This window comes from Phaeobacter sp. JH20_02 (genome assembly GCF_048056915.1).
GTDB lineage: Bacteria > Pseudomonadota > Alphaproteobacteria > Rhodobacterales > Rhodobacteraceae > Phaeobacter > Phaeobacter bryozoorum.
Genome location: NZ_JAYMVP010000028.1, coordinates 1 through 19362, shown reverse-complemented (window position 1 = coordinate 19362; position 19362 = coordinate 1). Strand labels below are relative to the sequence as shown.

At 60.8% G+C, this 19362-nt stretch carries 17 protein-coding genes; 10 read left to right on the top strand and 7 right to left on the bottom strand.

From position 1 onward, the window contains the following. Positions 1 to 643 precede the first annotated feature (643 nt). From VWY34_RS14050 to VWY34_RS14040, 3 genes are all read left to right on the top strand, one after another. Positions 644 to 1609 carry a TAXI family TRAP transporter solute-binding subunit gene (locus VWY34_RS14050; RefSeq protein ID WP_340545612.1) on the top strand — a complete coding sequence of 322 codons (966 nt, stop codon included), beginning with the start codon at positions 644 to 646 and terminating at the stop codon, positions 1607 to 1609. 136 nt (positions 1610 to 1745) lie between these two features. After that, positions 1746 to 4352 (top strand): TRAP transporter permease, encoded by a 2607-nt coding sequence (locus VWY34_RS14045; RefSeq protein WP_340545611.1) that lies wholly within the window; start codon positions 1746 to 1748, stop codon positions 4350 to 4352. Further along, positions 4349 to 4780, top strand: coding sequence for a universal stress protein (locus VWY34_RS14040; RefSeq protein WP_340545610.1), 432 nt, complete (start codon positions 4349 to 4351; stop codon positions 4778 to 4780). Before VWY34_RS14045 ends, VWY34_RS14040 begins: the two co-directional genes overlap by 4 nt. Before the next feature lie 89 nt (positions 4781 to 4869). On the opposite strand, the gene VWY34_RS14035 is transcribed toward VWY34_RS14040, so the two are convergent. Genes VWY34_RS14035 through VWY34_RS14025 form a run of 3 tightly spaced genes read right to left on the bottom strand, consistent with a single transcriptional unit; the run spans position 4870 to position 9078 of the window. Continuing rightward, a complete protein-coding gene (locus tag VWY34_RS14035; protein ID WP_416545869.1) occupies positions 4870 to 5976 on the bottom strand; it encodes a lipocalin-like domain-containing protein in 1107 nt (368 codons plus the stop codon). Continuing rightward, entirely contained in the window at positions 5966 to 8416 is a 2451-nt protein-coding gene (locus tag VWY34_RS14030) for an FtsX-like permease family protein (protein WP_416545867.1), read from the bottom strand. The genes VWY34_RS14035 and VWY34_RS14030 overlap by 11 nt, the downstream gene beginning before the upstream one ends. Then, positions 8413 to 9078: an ABC transporter ATP-binding protein gene (locus VWY34_RS14025; protein ID WP_416545865.1), complete on the bottom strand. Its 666-nt coding sequence runs from the start codon at positions 9076 to 9078 to the stop codon at positions 8413 to 8415. The genes VWY34_RS14030 and VWY34_RS14025 overlap by 4 nt, the downstream gene beginning before the upstream one ends. Positions 9079 to 9278: 200 nt before the next feature. Between VWY34_RS14025 and VWY34_RS14020 the strand changes: the two genes are divergently transcribed. Then, positions 9279 to 9671: a hypothetical protein gene (locus VWY34_RS14020; protein WP_340545606.1), complete on the top strand. Its 393-nt coding sequence runs from the start codon at positions 9279 to 9281 to the stop codon at positions 9669 to 9671. 96 nt (positions 9672 to 9767) lie between these two features. Then, positions 9768 to 10217, top strand: coding sequence for a potassium channel family protein (locus VWY34_RS14015; RefSeq protein ID WP_340545605.1), 450 nt, complete (start codon positions 9768 to 9770; stop codon positions 10215 to 10217). Positions 10218 to 10240: 23 nt separating this feature from the next. Here VWY34_RS14015 and cls read toward each other — a convergent pair whose 3' ends face one another. Next, complete coding sequence (cls, locus tag VWY34_RS14010) at positions 10241 to 11659, bottom strand: cardiolipin synthase (protein ID WP_416545863.1); 1419 nt, start codon at positions 11657 to 11659, stop codon at positions 10241 to 10243. A 113-nt stretch (positions 11660 to 11772) separates the two neighbouring features. Here cls and VWY34_RS14005 point away from each other — a divergent pair, with 113 nt between their 5' ends. Further along, the gene (locus VWY34_RS14005; protein WP_340545603.1) at positions 11773 to 12624 is read left to right on the top strand and encodes a YihY/virulence factor BrkB family protein; all 852 of its coding nucleotides are present in this window, start codon (positions 11773 to 11775) and stop codon (positions 12622 to 12624) included. A gap of 213 nt (positions 12625 to 12837) precedes the next feature. Continuing rightward, complete coding sequence (locus VWY34_RS14000) at positions 12838 to 12996, top strand: hypothetical protein (protein ID WP_416545861.1); 159 nt, start codon at positions 12838 to 12840, stop codon at positions 12994 to 12996. A gap of 67 nt (positions 12997 to 13063) precedes the next feature. Here VWY34_RS14000 and VWY34_RS13995 read toward each other — a convergent pair whose 3' ends face one another. Then, entirely contained in the window at positions 13064 to 13819 is a 756-nt protein-coding gene (locus VWY34_RS13995; RefSeq protein ID WP_340545601.1) for an RlmE family RNA methyltransferase, read from the bottom strand. Positions 13820 to 13890: 71 nt separating this feature from the next. Continuing rightward, positions 13891 to 15003, bottom strand: coding sequence for a Ppx/GppA phosphatase family protein (locus VWY34_RS13990; protein ID WP_340545600.1), 1113 nt, complete (start codon positions 15001 to 15003; stop codon positions 13891 to 13893). Between the two features lie 323 nt (positions 15004 to 15326). On the opposite strand from VWY34_RS13990, the gene VWY34_RS13985 reads away from it, so the two are divergent. From VWY34_RS13985 to VWY34_RS13975, 3 genes are read left to right on the top strand one after another with little or no spacing between them, the layout of a single operon-like run. Further along, a complete protein-coding gene (locus VWY34_RS13985) occupies positions 15327 to 15623 on the top strand; it encodes a virulence factor (protein WP_340545599.1) in 297 nt (98 codons plus the stop codon). A gap of 26 nt (positions 15624 to 15649) precedes the next feature. Further along, positions 15650 to 16582 carry a methylenetetrahydrofolate reductase gene (locus VWY34_RS13980; RefSeq protein WP_340545598.1) on the top strand — a complete coding sequence of 311 codons (933 nt, stop codon included), beginning with the start codon at positions 15650 to 15652 and terminating at the stop codon, positions 16580 to 16582. A 3-nt stretch (positions 16583 to 16585) separates the two neighbouring features. Then, positions 16586 to 17647 carry a methyltetrahydrofolate cobalamin methyltransferase gene (locus VWY34_RS13975; RefSeq protein WP_340545597.1) on the top strand — a complete coding sequence of 354 codons (1062 nt, stop codon included), beginning with the start codon at positions 16586 to 16588 and terminating at the stop codon, positions 17645 to 17647. A gap of 485 nt (positions 17648 to 18132) precedes the next feature. On the opposite strand, the gene VWY34_RS13970 is transcribed toward VWY34_RS13975, so the two are convergent. Further along, positions 18133 to 19212, bottom strand: coding sequence for a tyrosine-type recombinase/integrase (locus VWY34_RS13970; protein ID WP_260081073.1), 1080 nt, complete (start codon positions 19210 to 19212; stop codon positions 18133 to 18135). Positions 19213 to 19362 lie beyond the last annotated feature (150 nt).

Below are 19362 nucleotides of genomic sequence, written 5' to 3'. Positions count from 1 at the left end.
GCGCTGCGGGCTGTCTCGACGCATATGCCTGGCCGCGGGCCAAGGCGGTGCGCTCTGCGGTATCTTGCGTCCTTGCGCAGTCTTCGGCAAGCCGCCATCGCAGCCGGTTTCGGACATAGGCGTGAAATCTCACGCTCGCAAAGCACAATCGGCAGTGATGTTCACATACCGCACCGGGCAACGACCGAAGGCACGCTTAGGTGGCAGGGGCACATAAACGGGGAGGGTATTACGCTTTTGCCCCTTGCGGTGTCGGATCCAGTCTTTTATGGCGGCGGCAATTCCAGAAATCTTCTAGAAAATATCGTCATCAAAGGGGTTTGAATGGCGAAGTTGGGTTGCACATAGGTGTGACAATCTGCCACAGTGCGCCGAATCCAATGGATGTGGATGCGGGGGAATATTCCGGGATTGGTATCAGATACGCTGAAACCTCGTGCCTGCGGGACCACGGGCAGATCGTAAGCCTTGACTTGGTCTGATGCGCCTGAAACGCTTTAACCGCTGGACCTGCCGGAAATTGTTGCCAGAACGCGCGACAAAACACACCTGGCGTCTACATGTCCCCAAGGGTTCAACGACCCCAGCCGCGCCGTGTGCGGCTCTACGGTTTCGAAGACAAAAACGTGGGAGAACACTACATATGACCAACACCAAGCTGGCCGTTAGCGCCCTTGTGGCTACCGCCTTCATGGCACCTGCCGCGATGGCAGAAGAATTCATCACAATCGGTACCGGCGGTGTGACCGGCGTGTACTACCCGACCGGTGGCGCGATCTGCCGTCTGGTCAACAAGACCCGCAAAGAGCACGGTATCCGCTGCTCCGTGGAATCCACCGGTGGCTCCGTCTACAACATCAACACCATCCGTGATGGTGAGCTGGAATTCGGTGTGGCGCAGTCCGACTGGCAGTACCACGCCTATAACGGCACCTCCAAATTCGAAGAGCAGGGCGCCTTTGAAGGTCTGCGTGCCGTGTTCTCCGTTCACCCGGAGCCCTTTACCGTTGTGGCGCGTGCCGATGCCGGCATCACCAATTTCGACGACCTCCAGGGCAAGCGCGTCAACATCGGCAACCCCGGTTCCGGTCAGCGCGGCACCATGGAAGTGCTGCTGGAAGCCAAAGGCTGGGGCATGGACAGCTTTGCGCTAGCAACCGAGCTGAAGGCCGCCGAACAATCCGCAGCGCTCTGCGACAACCAGATCGACGCCATGGTCTACACCGTTGGCCACCCCTCCGGCTCGATCCAGGAAGCCACCACCGCCTGCGACTCCGTCCTGGTGACCGTGGATGGCGAAGCGGTTGAAAAGCTGATCGCTGACAACTCCTTCTACCGGACTGCAACCATTCCCGGCGGCATGTACCGTGGCTCCGACGCGGATGTGAGCACATTCGGCGTTGGCGCGACCTTCGTGACCTCTGATCAGGTCTCGGACGAGGCGGTCTACACCGTGGTGAAAGCGGTCTTTGAAAACTTCGAAGACTTCAAAAAACTGCACCCGGCCTTCGCCAACCTGAAGCCTGAGGAAATGGCAACTGCGGGCCTGTCCGCACCGCTGCATCCCGGCGCGGCGAAGTACTACAAAGAACAGGGCTGGGTTGAATAACCAGACCGATTGATCGAACGGGGCGCCATGGCGCCCCGTTTTGCACCTGCGGTCTCCACGTCCGCTGACCGGGGTGTCAAGAACAAGTGGAGCAGTACCTGCACCCAAGCGGTACGAGCTTTCGAGGGGAACCATCATGACAAGTGAAACACAGGGCAAAGGTCCGCTGTCGGAGGAAGAGCTTCAGGCTCTTGTTGCCTCATCAGACTCCGGCGCCCGCAACCCGATTGGCAGCGTAGGGCTGTTCCTGGCCATTGTGGCCTGCATCTGGTCGGTCTTTCAGGTGCTGCTGGCCTCTCCGGTTGCCAATCTCGTGCTACCGGGCAGCGTCGTAAACAATGCGCGCCAGATCCATCTGGCCTTTGCCATTTTTCTCGCCTATGCGGCCTATCCCGCGCTGAAGAGCAGCCCGACGGACCGGATCCCGGTTCAGGACTGGATCCTGGCGCTGATGGGCACATTTACCGCACTTTATGGCTATATCTTCTACGAGAAGATCGTGAATGCCGGTGGCAAGGGTGATGACATCGACACGGTCTTTGCTGCGATCGGTCTTGTGCTGCTGTTTGAGGGCGCGCGCCGCGCCCTTGGCCCGGCGATGGCAATCGTGGCCTCTGTGTTCCTGCTGTATGTTTTCTTCGGCTCATCCGAGCTGGTCCCCGATGTGATCCGCTGGAAAGGCGCATCGCTGGACCGCGCGATGGAGCAGATGTGGATCACCTCGGAAGGTGTGTTTGGCATCGCGCTGGGGGTGTCGACGAAATTCGTGTTTCTCTTCGTGCTGTTCGGTGCACTTCTGGATAAGGCGGGTGCGGGCAATTACTTTATCAAGATGGCCTTTGGCGCGCTTGGTCACCTGCGCGGCGGCCCGGCAAAGGCGGCGGTGGTCGGCTCGGCCGCAACCGGTCTGATCTCCGGCTCCTCGATTGCCAATGTCGTGACCACCGGGACCTTCACCATTCCGCTGATGAAGCGGGTTGGCTTCACCTCGGAGCAGGCCGGTTCGGTAGAGGTTGCCTCCTCTGTCAATGGCCAGATCATGCCGCCGGTTATGGGCGCGGCTGCGTTTCTCATGGTGGAATATGTCGGTATTTCTTATGTCGAGGTGATCACCCATGCGTTCCTGCCGGCGACGATCTCCTATATCGCGCTGATCTACATCGTGCATCTGGAAGCGGTAAAGCGGAAGATGCCGACCCTGGGCAACCGCGAAGTAAACCTGATGCGCACGGCGCTGGGGATGCTGAGCTTCTTCCTGGTGTTTGCGGGGCTGTGCTATGGCACCCAATTCCCGGTTGATGCGATCGAAGCCGTCGCTCCAAGCGCAGCCGGCCTGATCATCACCTGTCTGGTTGCATTGGTCTATGTCGCGCTGGTCTATATGGCAGCGCAGGTTCCCGACCTTGAACCCGATGACCCCAACGCCAAGGACATCGAACTGCCCGAGGTTGGCGAGATCTACAAGGCCGGTCTGCATTACCTGCTGCCGATCATCGTGCTGGTCTACTTCCTGATGATCGAACAGAAATCGCCGGGACTGTCGGCTTTCTGGGCGACCGCCTTGCTATTCGTGATCCTGCTCACCCAGAAACCGCTGAAGGCGCTGTTCCGCGGACAGAGCAACCTGCTGCACAACTTCATGGATGGGCTCAACGACCTGTGGCACGGCATGGTAGATGGTGCGCGCAACATGATCGGTATCGCGCTGGCAACAGCAACAGCCGGCGTGATCGTAGGCACGGTGACCCTCACCGGCGTTGGTCAGGTCATGGCCGATCTGGTTGAGTTCCTGTCGGGCGGCAACCTGATCCTGATGCTGGTGATGGTAGGGCTGTTGTCCCTGATCCTCGGCATGGGTTTGCCCACGACGGCGAACTACATCGTTGTCAGCTCGCTGATGGCGGGCGTTGTGGTGGAACTGGGGGCGCAATCCGGTCTGATCGTGCCGCTGATCGCGGTGCATCTATTTGTGTTCTACTTCGGCATCATGGCGGATGTGACACCGCCTGTGGGCCTTGCGAGCTTTGCCGCGGCGGCTGTCTCCGGGGGCGATGCGATCCGTACCGGCTTCATCGCCTTCTTCTACAGCCTGCGCACCGTGGCGCTGCCGTTTGTGTTCATCTTCAACACCGATCTTCTGCTGATTGATGTCACCTGGGCCGAGGGGATACTGGTTGCGGTGACCGCCACCATTGCAATCCTTGTCTTTACTGCCGGCACCATGGGATATTTCCTGACCCGCAGCCGGATCTATGAAAGCGTGGCGCTGGTGGCGATTGCCTTTGCAATCTTCCGTCCCGGCTTCTTCATGGATTACATCCAGCCGCCGTTCACGCAGGTGGAGCCGGCCGAACTGGTCACCGCGCTCGACGATGTCCCCGAAGGCACCGAAGTGCGCGTGAAAGTGGCGGGTCCCGATTTCGACACTGGCGAGATGACCGAAACCACTTTGGTTCTGACCGTCGGCGCAGAGGGCGGGCAGACAAGCCTCGATCAGTTCGGACTGCTGCCGCTGGAAGAAGACGGCATTGTCAAACTGGAAGAGCCGATGTTCGGCACCCCGGCGCAGCCGATGCTGGACGGGTTTGATTTCTATCTGGATGACCCGGTATCCTTGACCTCGGTGCAGGTGCCGTCGGATCAGCTGCCCAAGGAGCTGATCTTTATCCCGGCGCTGCTGCTGCTGGGGCTTGTTGCCCTGATGCAGACGGGCCGTGCCCGCAAAGAGGAGGCTATGGCATGAGTAAATCTGTTCTCTGCGCGCTGGAACTGAACGGCGACACGACGGACCGCAAGGTGCTGGCAGAGGCGGCCCGACTGGCCGATCTGGATGGCGCGCAGCTGGATGTCGTCAATGTGCTGCCCGATTTTGGCGAAAGCTGGGTCTCGGGGTTCTTCGAAGAGCACCACCATGAACGCGCGGTAAAGGAAACCGCAGATCATCTGGGCAAACTCTGCGAGGAGGTCCTCGGCGCCGAACGCAACGCCAAGGTGCGGCATCTGGTGGCCACCGGCAAAGCCTATCAGGAAATCCTGAAGGTCGCGGACAAGGCGGGAACCGATCTGATCGTGATCGGCGCGCATAAGCCGGAGCTGTCGGATTATCTGCTGGGACCCAATGCGGCGCGGGTGATCCGCCATTCCACCTGTTCGGTCTATGTGGTGCGCTGATCCGCAGGCATTCTAACCGCATATCTCCGTATTTAAGGGGCGCCCGATCGGGCGCCCCTTTTTCCGTCGCCCATGCGCCCGGTCTGCCTTTAGTCGGGAGGCGGCGCGTAACCTGTCATCTCCAGATATCCCTTACCGCTGTGGCTGCCGGTGATCCGCACCGGTCCCTCCCAATAGGGAAAGGACATCGCCATCCAGGCCTGCGGGTTCAGCGCGGTGACTTCGATATCGAGGCTGCGTTCGGGCAGGCGCAGGTTCCACTCCGTTGGGACCGCGCGACCGGCAACCTGTGTCAGCCCGCGCGGCGTCGCCTGAAGATGCCCCGGCTCCAGCGGAGAGGGCGTGCCATCGGCTGCGATCCATGTGCCTGAGGTGAACAGGCTGCTGCCCCGCAACTGAAACCCCATCAGCTTTTCGCCACTATCAAAGCGCAGCGAAAACCAGTCCCAGCCGCTCTGATCCTCAGACAGGGGCTGGCTTGACCATTCACGGTCCAGCCAGCCTTCTCCGGTCACCTGCACCGGGCCGCCGGGCAGCTGCAATGTGCCGCTCAGCTGATAGTGCGGCTGGGAATAATAGTAGCTGGCCTGTCCATCCGCCGATTTCACCGAATAGCCGCCATCCCCCTGCAAGACCAAGGGACCATTGGCTGTGAGAGAGAGATCATAGCGAAAATCCTGCCCGGTCGCGCGCAGGCTCAGCGCATCCAGACCGGCATCGCGGCCGCGCATGAACCAATCGTCGATATAGGCCTCAAACGGAGCGGTGGTGACACCGGCCTGCCCAATGCCACCCCGCGCCAGCCGCTCGGCGTGAAAATGGGCGTCGGGCGTCGTCAGACCGGCGTGGCCCATCCAGATCTGGGGGTCTTCCCAGGCGGATGCGGTCGGCATCGAACGGGCATCACCCGGTTGCAGGGCAGACCGGAACAGCGTCCACTGAACCCCGTAGTCACGCCCGTCATCTCCGGTCAGATTGGCGGTCAGATACCACCACTCGATGCGGAACTCGGGGTGGGCGCCGTGATCACGCGGAAAAATCAGCTGGGTGCCGCGTGCAGGTACTGCAAACCCGTCCACCTCGGTTCCGAGCCCGGCATACCCCTGCGCCGCAGCCGGACCGGCAAGCCGGATGACCAGCACCAGCACCGCGACAAGGCCGCAGAAAATCGCTTGGAGAGCAGGCTTAGCGTTCATTGGCAAAGACCCTCAGCAGATCGGCGGGTTTCAGCTTTGACAGCCGCCGTGCCGGCAGGGCCGCCGCCAGCGCGGCCGCCGCCAGCGCCATCAGGAACAGCCTTAGCCAGTCCAGCGGAAACAGAAACATCGGCAGGCGCCAGCCGAAGGCTTCGACATTGACAACCGCGAGCAATGCCCAGCCCAGCAGCAGGCCGAGAGGCAGGGCAAGCAGGGCCGTCAGCCCGGCCAGGATCACGCTGCGCAGAAGTTCATATCTGGCCAGTTGACGGCGTGTCAGCCCCATCGCCCAGATCGGCGCCAGCTGCGGCAGACGTTGACTCCAGAGCGTCAGCAGGCTGGTCAGCATTGCAAAGCCAGCGACGCCGAAAGTCAGCAGGTTCAGCGCTCCGGTCACGACAAAAGTACGGTCAAAAATCGCCAGCGACTGCCGTTTAAGCGCGCTCTGGTCGATGAAGGCACTGGGCGGCAGATCGAAATCCTGTTGCAGCTGACGGCGCAGGCGCGCCACGTCCTCAACCGGCAGACGCAGGCCGAAACGGCGATTCTCGATCAGCGGGCGATGCTCCAGCAGGGTGGCGAGACCGACAATCGCCTGCGGGTTGGGGTTGCCATAGTCGGAATAGACGCCTGCTATCCGCATGTTCCAATCCGGTGCAATCTGCAGCAGATCTCCGGTTTCCAGGTCGCCACGGCGCGCCAGCTGTTCGTTGATCAGCGCACCGCTGCCGTCGGCCACCTGCTGCCAGACGGTTGCGTCGGCCTGCAACAGCGGCCAGTTGTCGCGATAGGTGGCATCATCGACCACACCGTAAACGTCCATCGGGGCGCCGCTGTAGCGCTCATCACTGTGGCGGATTGGGAGGGCGCGGATGCCCCTCTCCGCCAGCCAGGGCAGCACCTCATCGGCCATCTCGTCGCGCGGAAGCGTCATATAGAGCTCTGAGGCCAGCCGTTGATCTAACCAGCCAAGGAAGGTGAGGCGAAAGCTGGAAACCATTGTGCCAACACCGATATTTGTCGCCAGCGCCAGAAGGAGTGCCATCAGCGCCAGCGACAGACCCGGCAGCTGCGCGCGCATGTCCGCCCATAACCAGAGCGTCACCGGGCCACGCGCCATTCGGGTTCCGACCAAGGCCAGCCGCGATAGCGCCAGCGGCAGCAGCAGCGCGGCCCCCAGCATCAGACAGCCGAGAAAGACAAAGCCAGCCAGCAGCCCGTCGAACAGCACCGGTATTGCTGCCGCCGCCAGCACCATCAGCGCACCGGTCGCAGCAGAGAGCCGATGGCCACGCAGCGCCTGCTGACCGCGCGCGGTTGCAGCTGGCGCTGCAAGAATGGGCAATCGCGACAGGCTGTACCAGCTTTGACCACCGGCCAGCATCATGCCTGCCAAGGCCATCGCAAGGCCAGAAAGCACCCAGCCCGGACGAAGGTTCAGGCTGCCATCGACCGAGGCGCCATACAGCCCCGAAAGGGTTGCGCTGACACCGGGAAGGAGAGCCGCCGCGATCAGATAGCCAAGGATCAGGCCAAGCAACGCCGCCACAAGCGTGATTGCCAATAGTTCAGCAAAAACAAGCCAGACCAGAGTGTTGAGCGGTAACCCTAAACTGCGCAGGCTGCGGAACATGCCGCGTCTCTGCTCAACCCCCAATGCGATGGTGCCCTGTACGATGAACAGGCCCACCGCAAAGGACAGCAGCCCAAAGGCGGTGAGGTTGAGGTGAAAACTGCGGGTGAGCTGCGCCGTATCCGCGCCGGTTGATGCGCTCTGCAAACGCAGGTCAGGTACCAGTTCGCCCAGCGATCTGAGCCCGCCGGGTTGCGCATCCAGCACCATCAGGCGGCTGATCGCATCCGGTCGCGCGAGCAGTCGCGCCGCAGTCGCTATGTCACTGATCAAAACGTCTCGGGGGACCGCTGTGCTGCGCGTTGTCGGAGGCAGATCAAGATCGAGGCCGGTCATATCCGTCTCGGGATGCAAGAACAGGTGACCGGGTGCCAGCAGCAGATCCGCCGGGGAAAGCGCCACGGATGTGTCGCCGTCGGATTCCGTCGCGGTTCCGGCTTCGCTCAGCCGTTCCATCATCGGATGCGAGAGGATATCAATGCCCACCATCTCAAGGCGCCTTCGGTCGGGGCCTTTTTGTTGGTTTGTGAGGTAACCGATCAGTATCGGCGAGAGCTGCCAACCTTCACGTCGCAGCGCAACATATTGGGAAATATTAATATCTCCCACTGGATTCACGAGATAGCTTTGTCCGGATGGGGAGATGCGCGCTGCGGCTTCGGCATAGCTTGCACGCGCCTCGGCATTGATCGCCTGCACCGCAGACCAGAGCGCGGTGGCCAGCGCAAGACCGGTGATCAGCATGGCCAATTGCAGCGGGTGCTGGCGCCAGTGAGACAGGATCGCGGAGAATGCAGCCGCTCTCATGTCCCGGCCTCACGCAGGCGGCCATTGCTGAGGTGGATTTGCCTGTCTAGCAAGCCCGCAATGGCCTGCGAATGGGTGACGAGCAGCAGCGCCGCGCCAGTTTCCCGCACGAGATCCAGCATCAGCTCCATGACCGAAGCACTTGACGTTTCGTCCAGATTACCGGTCGGCTCATCCGCCAGCAGCAGCTTTGGGCGCAGCGCCAGCGCGCGGGCAATAGCGACCCGCTGCTGCTGTCCGCCAGACAGCTGTTCGGGGTAGCGCCCCTGTAGTTCGGCCAGCCCCAGCCGACGGGTCAATGCCTCGATCCAAGGGGCATCAACCGTGTCGGCCAGCCGGGCATGCAGGCTGATGTTCTGACCAACGGTCAGGGCCGGGATCAGGTTGAACTGCTGAAACACAAGGGACACATGTCGTCGCCGCAGCGCCGCGCGCCCGGTGTCATCCAGCCCGGCGAGGGACACATCATCCACCACTATGCGGCCGCGGTCGAACTGATCCAGCGCGGCCGCCAGATGCAGCAACGTGCTTTTGCCGGATCCGCTGTCTCCGGTGAGTGCGAGGCTGCACCCGGCGGCCAGATCCAGCGAGACACGGTCCAAAACCGGAACAGCGCCGGACGGCCCCGAATAGGACTTGCTGACCTCCTCAATGATTAGCATCGGCGTATAACCTTTTGCGGTTGTTATGGTTTGTCCGACTGCGCCGCGATACATCCCGCGACCAGACAGGCTGATCTTGCAGGCTGACCTTTCCGGGGATCCCGGCCCAAGACAACAGATAACATTGACGCGCCCTGATGTAGGCCCCATTTGAAGCTTGCCCATGCAATAATGGGGTTGGGCTCAACAAAGGCTACGCCATGTCGCTGTTCTCACTGCCATTCCGCTGGTCATCGCGAGGTCTGGCACCTGCCATTCTGGCCGCTCTGGCAGCGGTCCCGCTGACGGAGGTCGCCGTGGCGCAAACGGCGTCCGGCAGCCGCGAAGCGCTCTGCCGCAGCCGGGCGGAGGCCTACGCCGGCGCGCCGCGCAGTGATGCCCCTGACGGTCTGCGGCTGGGCAATGATCGCGCCGGGATCACTTTCTCCGGGACAGTTCGGATCGGGATCAGTGTGCAGGAGGGCAAGCTGCGCCGCGCGAGATCACGCAGCGGTTCCGAAGCCGAGGACCGCGATGATTACTTCAACACGCCCGAGGCGCAGCGCAAGCGGCTGGTCAAACAGTACTATCGCGATTGCATGTCGCAGCGCTGATTTCGTAGACTGCGCCAAAATCGGAGCCGTGAGCCGAGCCGATCGCGGCTGATCGACAGATCCATCGGCGCAAGGTCAACGAATGAGGGCAGGGATATGACACTCATCCAGCAGCTGCTGCTCGGCAGCCTGTACCTCGGGATCTGCCTTGTCGTGGAGGCTGGATTGCTGGTGTTCTGCATCCATGTTCTGCGCAGACGGCTTGGCGTGCTGCAACGTGGGCGGCGCTTTGTGCAGATGAGCGCAGTGCTGGCGGTTGCGATCGGGCTGATCGTCTTTGCCCATACGCTGCAGGTCTGGATCTGGGCCACGGCGCTGATTTTCTCTGGTGCCATAGGTGACTGGAATACTGCGATTTATTTCTCGCTCGCGACCTATACCACCCTCGGCTACGGCGATATCGTCCTTGGCGAGGGGATGCGGATCTTTGCCGCGTTCGGCGCGGTTACCGGGCTCTTTGCCTTTGGCATCAGCACGGCGTTTCTGGTGGCTGCATTGCGAGAGGTGTTTCTGCTGGAAGATACCGCGCCGGTGAGAGTACGCTGACCCGTCGCCTCCGGCATGGTGCCCTATAGGATTGGCGCCAGCAGGCGCGCGACAGGCGCACCAAAGCGGATGGTCACCGGTTGCGCGTCCAGATCCGTCTCCAGCAGCATTGACGATGCCATGTCCTCATCCAGCATCTGCGCCACCTGTTCTGCCGTTTCCGCATCAAAGCACAGCGCCATACTCTCAAAATTCAGCCGGAAAGAACGGTTGTCGAGGTTCATCGTGCCCACCGCCGCAATGGTATCATCCACGACAAAAACCTTCTGGTGCACAAATCCGGCCTGATACCGATAGATTTTGACACCAACCTCGCGCAGGTCGTCAAAATAAGCGTAGGCAGCCAGCCAGGGTGCGTAATGATCCGCAGTCTCGGGCAAGAGGATGCGCACATCGACCCCGCGCATGGCAGCGTTCTTCAACGCAGCCACAACATCCTGATCCGGCACGAAATAAGGCGAGGCAAGCCAGATCCGGGAACGCGCTGCGGAGATGGCAGAGAAATACAGCATCGAGCCGTTGATCGTACTGTCTCCCGGCCCGGTTTCGACCACCAGCGCGGGTTTGCCTGTGCCCTCAACCGGGGCGCAGTCCCAGGTCAGCAGGTCAAGGATCGGATCCTCGGTCAACCAGAACCAATCCTCCGCATAGCCCAGCTGTAGCTGCTGCACGACCGGGCCGGTCAACCGCACCTGCGTATCGCGCCAAGCGCCAAAGGTCGGGTCGCGCCCCATGTATTCATCGCCGATATTCATTCCGCCCGTAAAGCCGACACGCCCGTCGACGATGACCGTCTTGCGATGGTTCCTGAAGTTCAGGTGAAACCGATGTTTCGGGCCGGGGCGGGTGCTGGGGTCAACCTGATTGACACCTGCCGCCTCCAACGCCTCGCGGTATCGGTTTGACAGCCCGTGACTGCCCACCGCATCCGTCATGAACCAGACAGCAACGCCGCGCGCGCGTGCGTCAAGCAAGGCGGTCTTGAACCGCTGTCCGATCTTGTCATCGCGCACGATGTAGAAATGGACCAGAACGTAATCCTCTGCCGCATCAATGGCCTCGATAATCGTATCGGCGATTTCAGCGCCGTTTTTGAGCAGCTCAAACCCGTTGCCCCGGCAAACCGGATAACCGGCCAGCCGTTCGAAGGGGGCCTGGTTCGCGGCCAGTTGATCGCGGTCCTGTGTGTGAAGATCTGAGTAGACGCGCAGCGCGTTCAGGACCCGCTCCGCCTCGCGCCGGGTGGCGCGATACCTCGAAAACCGGCGTTGCCCGAAAAACAGATAGAGCGGCAGCGCCACAAGCGGAGCGGACAGCAAAAATACCACCCAGCCGATAGCCCCTTGCGGCGTGCGGGCGGTGCGGGCCGCCTTCAGAGAGGCCAGACCCGCAAGCACCCACATCATCAGCACTGCCGATGTGCTTATCGCAATCCAGGCCATCGCCGCGCTCCCTGTCGCATATCTTCTGGCCAAACCTACATCCGGCGGATGGGCTTGGCTATATCTCCCTGAAAGGGCTGGTTTTTAGACGCGAGCTATGAGACCGTCAGGCCATGAGCATGCGACCCTATGTGAAACCCGGCGCCTATGCGTTGTATCTGGCCGCCAAGCGGTTCAACGACAAGAACGGCTGGGTGCTGAGCAGCCATATCGCCATGTCACTGATGCTCGCCTTGTTTCCCTTTATCCTTTTTACCGTGGCGCTCACCGGTGCGGTGGCGGGGTCACTGTCGGGCGGGGTTGATCTGGAAAACCTGGTGGAGCTGGTCTTTGGCTCCTGGCCGGAAAGCGTCTCGGATCCCATCGTGCGGGAGGTCTACTCGGTGCTTGCCACATCTTCCACCGGGGTGGTCACGCTGGGTGGTGTCATCGCTATCTACTTTGCCTCCAACGGGGTGGATGCGGTGCGTCTGGCAATGGTGCAGGCCTATCATGAACGCGATACCAGGCCGTTCTGGAAGACCCGGGGCCTGTGCATTGGTCTGGTGATCCTGGGGGGCGCGGGCATTATGGCGGCGGCGGTGTTTGAGCTGATCCTGCCGCTTTATGCGCGCCATCTGGCCAGTTTCTTCCCGCAAGTCCCGCTGAGAGGCAACTGGGAGGGCGGTCTGAACGGGGTTCTGGTTGCGGTGATCCCGCTCGTTGCTGTGTTTGCCTTCCACATGCTGCTCCCGGCGAAGCGTCACCGGCTCTCACAGGTGCTGCCGGGGGTGCTGCTGACAGTGGTGCTGTGGTGGGCGGCCGGCCTCGCCTTTGCCATCTACATCAGCAGTTTTGCGGCCTATTCGGCCACCTATGCAGGGCTGGCGGGGGCTATGGCGGCGCTGATCTTTCTCTATCTGAACTCAGCCATTCTGATCCTTGGCGCGGAACTCAACGGGGTGCTGCTGCATCCAACCTCCTGACCTGTCGCAGGCGTTTGCAACCGTCCGAGTGCACCAGCCCGTGCCTGAAGTGAAATTGTTTCGAAAATCGCAACAATAAGGCAGTTCTGCCACAATTGAGCCACGATGCTGGCCCAGTGGCCGGTCTATTCTTCGATGAGAACAGCCCGAACGTTCATACGGTACGAGGAACAGATGCGTCTTTTGCAAAGCAAACTTCCGCCCCGCCAATTGGTGCAACGCCTGCTGAAACAGCCTGTCGCGGCGCCTCATTGCATCGAGAAGGACAGCCCGCGCGTGACGCTGCGCGCTGAAGGCACCTCACTGGAAACCATCGCCTTGCAGGCGCTGGCGCTGCGGTCGTTTTCCAGCACCGCTCAGCGCGGGAGCTGATCGCCCAGACCTGAAAGCCGGGGCAGGGCGGCGGTTGCCATGCGCCCGGCCACAGCCCGGTTAGAGATCAATCGTCAGACGCATCCGAAGGCTCACCGCGAAACCCGGTTGCAACCACGAATTTTTCCGAACTGTCCGAACGTGACGATGGCGGTTTGACGTGGAAAACCTTGGTGAATTTCTGCTTCAGCAGCTTTTGCAGATCACCCTCGGCCCCGCCGGCCAATACCTTGGCCACGAAGGTACCGCCTTCTTCCAGAACGTCGAAGGCAAAATAGGCCGCGGTTTCACAAAGCGAGATAATCCGCAAATGGTCGGTCTGCTTGTGACCGGAACTGGCAGCTGCCATATCCGACATCACCACATCTGCCTTGCCACCAAGCCATTCCTTGACCTTGTCGTCGGCCCCTTCGTCCATGAAATCCAGCTGGTGGAACTCGGCACCCGCCAGCGGCTCGACCTCCTGCAGATCAACGCCGATGATGCGGCCTACAGCCTTACCCGGCTTTTCCCCCAGCGCATTGATCCGCTTCACCGCTACCTGCGCCCAGCCGCCCGGGGCGCAGCCCAGATCGACCACCCGCGCGCCATTCACAAGGAAGCGGAATTTATCGTCGACTTCCATGATCTTATAGGCCGCGCGCCCACGGTAGCCTTCTGCCTGGGCGCGTTTCACATAAGGGTCGTTCAACTGCCGCTGCAACCAGCGGGTGGAGCTGAGTTTACGCCCACGGGCAGTCTTGACCTTGACCTTCAGGTCACGCTGTCCGCGCCCGGAGGTGTTCTTGCCAGTGGGTGTTTTTCCCGTGGGTGTCTTTGCCATATTTGCTGTTCCCTGTCGTCCGTGGCCGCATCGGGGCCAACTGTCGGACGCTCATATCCTGTGTGTGGCCGTCAGAACGGCCCGTCTTCCAGAACGCCGTCGGCGCTCATCTGTGCATAAAGCAGGCCTTCGCGCAGGCCCCGGTCCGCAACGGACAACCTGTCCGTCGGCCAGCACCGCAAGAGCGCCTGTAGAATTGCCGCCCCCGACATGATCAGCGCCTGACGGTCTTCGCCAATACGCGGGTCGCTGCGGCGCCCCTGAGGGCCGAGTTCTAAATAAGAGCGGATAACCTTGTCAATCTGATCGCTGGTCATGCGCAGCCCGTCCACCTTGGTCCGGTCATAGCGTTTCAGCCCCAGATGCGAGGCGGCAACGGTGGTGACGGTGCCAGAGGTGCCAACGATCTGAAAGCCCTGTCGGGTCTGCTCGTCCTTATAGGGCGCAAAATCGGCGAGGTTCTCTTCAAAGAACCAGCTCATCAGGGCAAAACGGGCCGCGTCATCCTCGACGTCGTGGAACTGATCGCGCAGCGTCGCGACCCCAAGTGGTACTGAGATCCAGTCAACAACCTTGGCCGCGGGAAAGGGGCTTTCAACGGGATGAAACCCTGCGTGCAGCCGCATGATGGCGGATGGCCGGTCGCGGCGCGGGATCGAGGAGATGTCGATCCAGACCAGTTCGGTGGAGCCGCCGCCAATATCGACCACCAGCAGCTGATCCGTCTTGGTCGACACCAACGGCGCGCAGGAAATCACTGCCAGACGCGCTTCTTCCTCGGGTTGGATGATCTCCAGCGTCAGACCGGTCTCGCGGCGCACCTGACGAATGAACTCTCGCGCGTTCTTCGCCCGACGACAGGCCTCAGTCGCGACCAGCCGCATCCGTTTCACCCGGTTACGTTTGAGCTTTTGCTGACAGATACGCAGAGCCTGGATAGTGCGCGCCATCGACGCGCGCGACAAGCGCCCGGTCCGCTCCAAACCGGCGCCAAGCTGCACCGATTTTGAAAAGCTGTCCACCACATGGAAGCCGCTGCCCTTGGGTTGGGCAATCAGCATCCGGCAGCTATTTGTCCCCAGATCGAGCGCCGCATAGAGCGCATCAGGATCTGGGCGGGCCGGTGCAGGGCTCTCTACCACTCGGGGAAATGCGCCCGCACCTTTGGAACGCCTGGGCGCCATGATTCACGCCCTCCGATAATCGTGTTGATCCAAGCATATGTGGGCTGACCGCCACGTGCAAGGTGGCCCGAATGCCCCGATGACGATTTGCCGATTGACGAATTGACGTTTCTTGAACGGTTTTGAGCGCTTTGCCGATCAAATTCATAAAGCTGTTGAATATTATGAGGGCGCTGCCCGGTAGCCAGCCCGGCCCGCCGTTGCTATCCAGAAGCGACCCGGAAAAGGTCGCTCAGAACCAATGTCAGGTCGAAATCCGACGAACGCGCCCGGCGATGCCACACTAGAAACGCAACTACACAGACGCAAAGGAAGCTCAGGCAATGCCCGACGTCACCATCGTATATTGGCGCGACATCCCAGCACAGATCATCGTCGGCAAAGGCCGTCGCGGGGCCAAACGCCAATTGGAAGAGCGGTTTGAACAAGCCATCGACCGTGCGGCAATGAAGGTGAACGCGAAGGACGCCGACGCCTATCTCGCGGAATGGCGCAAGGCTGCGCCCTACGCCATGGATGGTGAACCGGCCGATATCGCCGAGGCCGAGGCCAAGCGTCTGGAAGCGGATTATGATCAGGACCGGCTCAAGACACTGATCGCTAACGACGGATGGGCATGAGCCTGACATCTTTTTGGGAGGCCACGATGGCTTTGTTGAACTTCAAGAAACGCGATGCTGGCGTAGCGCAGCCCAGCAGCCCCGAGGTCGAGGCCTTTCTGGAAAACTACTCGATCGAGGTGATGCCCCGCACCGCGGCCAAGGTCGAGAGCTTCCGCGATCTGCTGCCCGCAGGCACCCGCGTCTACATCGCCCATATCGAAGGTACGCCGATCGAGGAAATGGTGGAAACCGCCAAGCGGCTCAATGCCGAAGGCTACCCGGTGATGCCGCATTTTCCCGCGCGGATCATCCAGGACGAAGCCACGCTGGCCGACTGGATCGCCCGCTATCAGGGGGAGGCCGATGTCAAGCAGGCGCTGCTGCTGGCCGGTGGTGTTGCCAAACCTCATGGTGCCTTTGACAGCTCCATGCAGCTCTTGGAAACCGGATTGTTCGACAAGGCCGGGTTCACCAATCTGCATGTTGCGGGCCACCCCGAAGGCAACAAGGATATCGATCCTGACGGCAGCATGAAGAACGTCTCGGATGCGCTTCTGTGGAAACAGAAATTCTCCGAACGCACCGATGCGAAGATGGCGCTGGCAACCCAGTTCGCCTTTGAGGCGAAGCCGATCATCGAATGGGCCGACAGCATCAAGGCTGCAGGCGTAGATCTACCGATCCATATCGGCATTGCCGGCCCGGCCAAACTGCAGACGCTGATCAAATTCGCCATCGCCTGCGGTGTTGGTCCGTCCCTCAAGGTGCTGCAAAAGCGCGCGATGGATGTCTCCAAGCTGCTGCTGCCCTATGAGCCGACAGATGTGATTGCCGAGCTGGCTGCCCACAAGGCCGCCAACCCCGATTTCAACATCACCAATGTGCATTTCTTCCCGCTGGGTGGCATCAAGACCAACGCCACCTGGGCCATCAACAACGGCGGCGCAGCAGCGCAGCCGGTCAATTCCCAAGGATAAAAAATGACCCGTACCGTCGTAGAATCTAAGACAAAAACCGCAATCCTGGGATTTGATGAGCCGTTCTGTGTGATCGGCGAACGGATCAACCCCACAGGCCGCAAGAAACTCGCGGCCGAGTTGGAAGCCGGCGATTTCTCCACCGTTGAACAAGACGCGATTGCGCAGGTGATGGCCGGCGCCAACATCCTCGATATCAACGCGGGCGTTGTCTACAACTCCAACCCGAACCCGAACGAGACCGAGCCGCCGCTGATGACCAAGATCGTCCAGCTGGTGCAAGGTCTTACCGACACGCCGCTCTGCATCGACTCCTCGGTGCCCGGCGCGCTTGAAGCCGGTCTGCAGGCCGCCGAGGGCCGTCCGCTGCTGAACTCGGTCACCGGCGAAGAAGAGCGCCTGGAGCACGTGCTGCCGCTGGTCAAAAAGTACAACGTGCCGGTCGTGGCCATTTCCAACGACGACACCGGCATCTCCGAAGATCCCGACGTCCGCTTTGCCGTCGCCAAGAAGATCGTCGAGCGCGCCGCAGATTTCGGCATTCCTGCGCATGACATCGTGGTTGACCCGCTGGTGATGCCGATTGGCGCGATGGCGACCGCAGGCCAGCAGGTCTTTGCACTGGTTCGCCGTCTGCGCGAAGAACTGGGCGTGAACACCACCTGTGGTGCCTCGAACGTCTCCTTTGGCCTGCCGAACCGTCACGGCATCAATAATGCTTTCCTGCCGATGGCGATGGGCGCGGGGATGACCTCTGCGATCATGAACCCGGTGGCACTGCCGGTAACCCAGAAGAAGATTGCCGAAAAGAGAGCCGAAGTGGAGGCCGCCGGGATCATCCTGCCCGAGGGCATGGAAGACGAGGCCTTTGTTCAGATGTTCGGTCTTGGATCCACCAAGCCACGTCCGGGCAAGGAGATGGAAGCGATCCGCGCCGCCAACCTGCTGACCAACAACGATCCTCACGGTGGTGAATGGATCAAGGCCAACAAAGAGCCCGCAAAAGAGGGCGAGGAAAGCCGCGGTCGTGGTGGTCGCGCCGGCAGCCGTCGCCGTCGCGCCTGACTCGCCGCCCATACAAGCTATAAGAGGTCAGACCACTGGTCTGGCCTCTTTTTTTGCCTGGAAATCCAGTTGTTTCGCAAGCTGTCTGGCGCGGGGCTGCGGCGTCCCGATTGGCGCTAAAACGAGCGACCCACGGGTAAAACCATTCCTGAATGGACGCAGGCCGCTCTCTCCCGCCCCGGATTTGTCGGGATTAACCAATAATAGTGCGAGGGCGCAACAGCGTCCACTTATGGCCCTTGGACCGGCAAGCCCTTGCCACACAGCCCGCGCAACACAAGCACAGCACACAGTCGCCAGCGGCATCGTTGCATATGCGAAATATGGTGTGAGAGATGGCGCACCTGAGAGGATTCGAACCTCTGGCCTCTGCCTTCGGAGGGCAGCGCCAGAGCCAGTATTCATGTTTTATTCCCGTTTTGCCTACGTTTTGTTTACAGTCTGGATGTGTTCGAAATGGATGTAACTGTTACGCGTAACAGAAACTAACGCCGCTCTACGGCACGCAGGACGCTTTCTTGGTGGTGTGGCGAATGGTGCCCATAAACTTTTTCGATGGTCTCGGCGCTGGTCGCAAAGAAACCGGCAGCATCCCAGACACTTGCACCGTTTTGAAGCGCCCAGGTGATCGCAGTGTGTTTTAACGTATGTGGGGAACAAGGGGTAACATCGGCGGATTGCACGGCTTTTGCAAAGGCTCGCTTTATGTCGCCGACACGTGCGCCCTGATATTCGACAGCCCACTTGCTTCCGCTATCACGCCAGCGCCTCAGGTGGGCCGCCAGCTGGCGGGGGATGCGTGCTGGTGTGCGCCGCTTGTTGGTTTGCCGCTCTGAATCACTGCGCCTGAACATGATGCCCCGGTCCAGATCAAACCAACCTCCAACGGTGTTTGGCTCAAAACCCATCCGCAAAATGGCGTCCTTGCGAGTTCCAGTGTAGATCGCAATCAGGATAAAACGGGCGAGGTGGGAAGCCTTGTGGCCCCGGTAGGCCGCCCAGAGAAGCTTGGCAGCCTCATCACGGGACAGCCAGCGTTCAGTCGCCTCTGGCTTACCCGGCAGTGTGACGGCTGGTGCAGAAGTAATATAGCCCTCAGCATGGGCGTAGTTGATAGCCCGTTGCAGAACTCCTAACTCACGGCGCACTGTCCCTGGCGAGATAGGAGCGTATTCGATGGGTTCTTTGGTGTCCGGATCACGTTTGACAACCTTCTTTCGGGTCTTTGCGTACCGCCTACACGTTTCGCCCTTCACATGGCTCAGTTTCAGCCCATCCCAAAATGGGATCAGGGCATCGATCGCATATCCGACCCTCTCTGGCGCCGCGACGGTCGGGGCATATTCCTCAGCGTAGATTGCGAGAACCTCCCCACAGGTTACGTTGGCGGGCTCATTCGCAGAACCTTCCCGTCCTTTGGTCGCGATGTAGGCAGCGAGCGCTTTTTCAGCATCTGCGCGGCTTGTGCAGCCCGTTGACTGGTCTGGCCTTCCGGTGTCCCGGATGTACCAGTACGGCCGGTGTTTGAATTTGTGCAGGCGGGCGCCCTTGCTTGGTCTTGGCATGCTTTCACCAATTTCGGAAAATCGTTTCTATCAATGCGAGTGGCACGGCCCATCTTGACGAGGAACCCATGCTCTTGGGCGGCGGTTTTTAGCGATCCTTTAGGTACACCCAATTCCTCCGCCGCCGCGTCAATGGTCAATAGCTGTGGA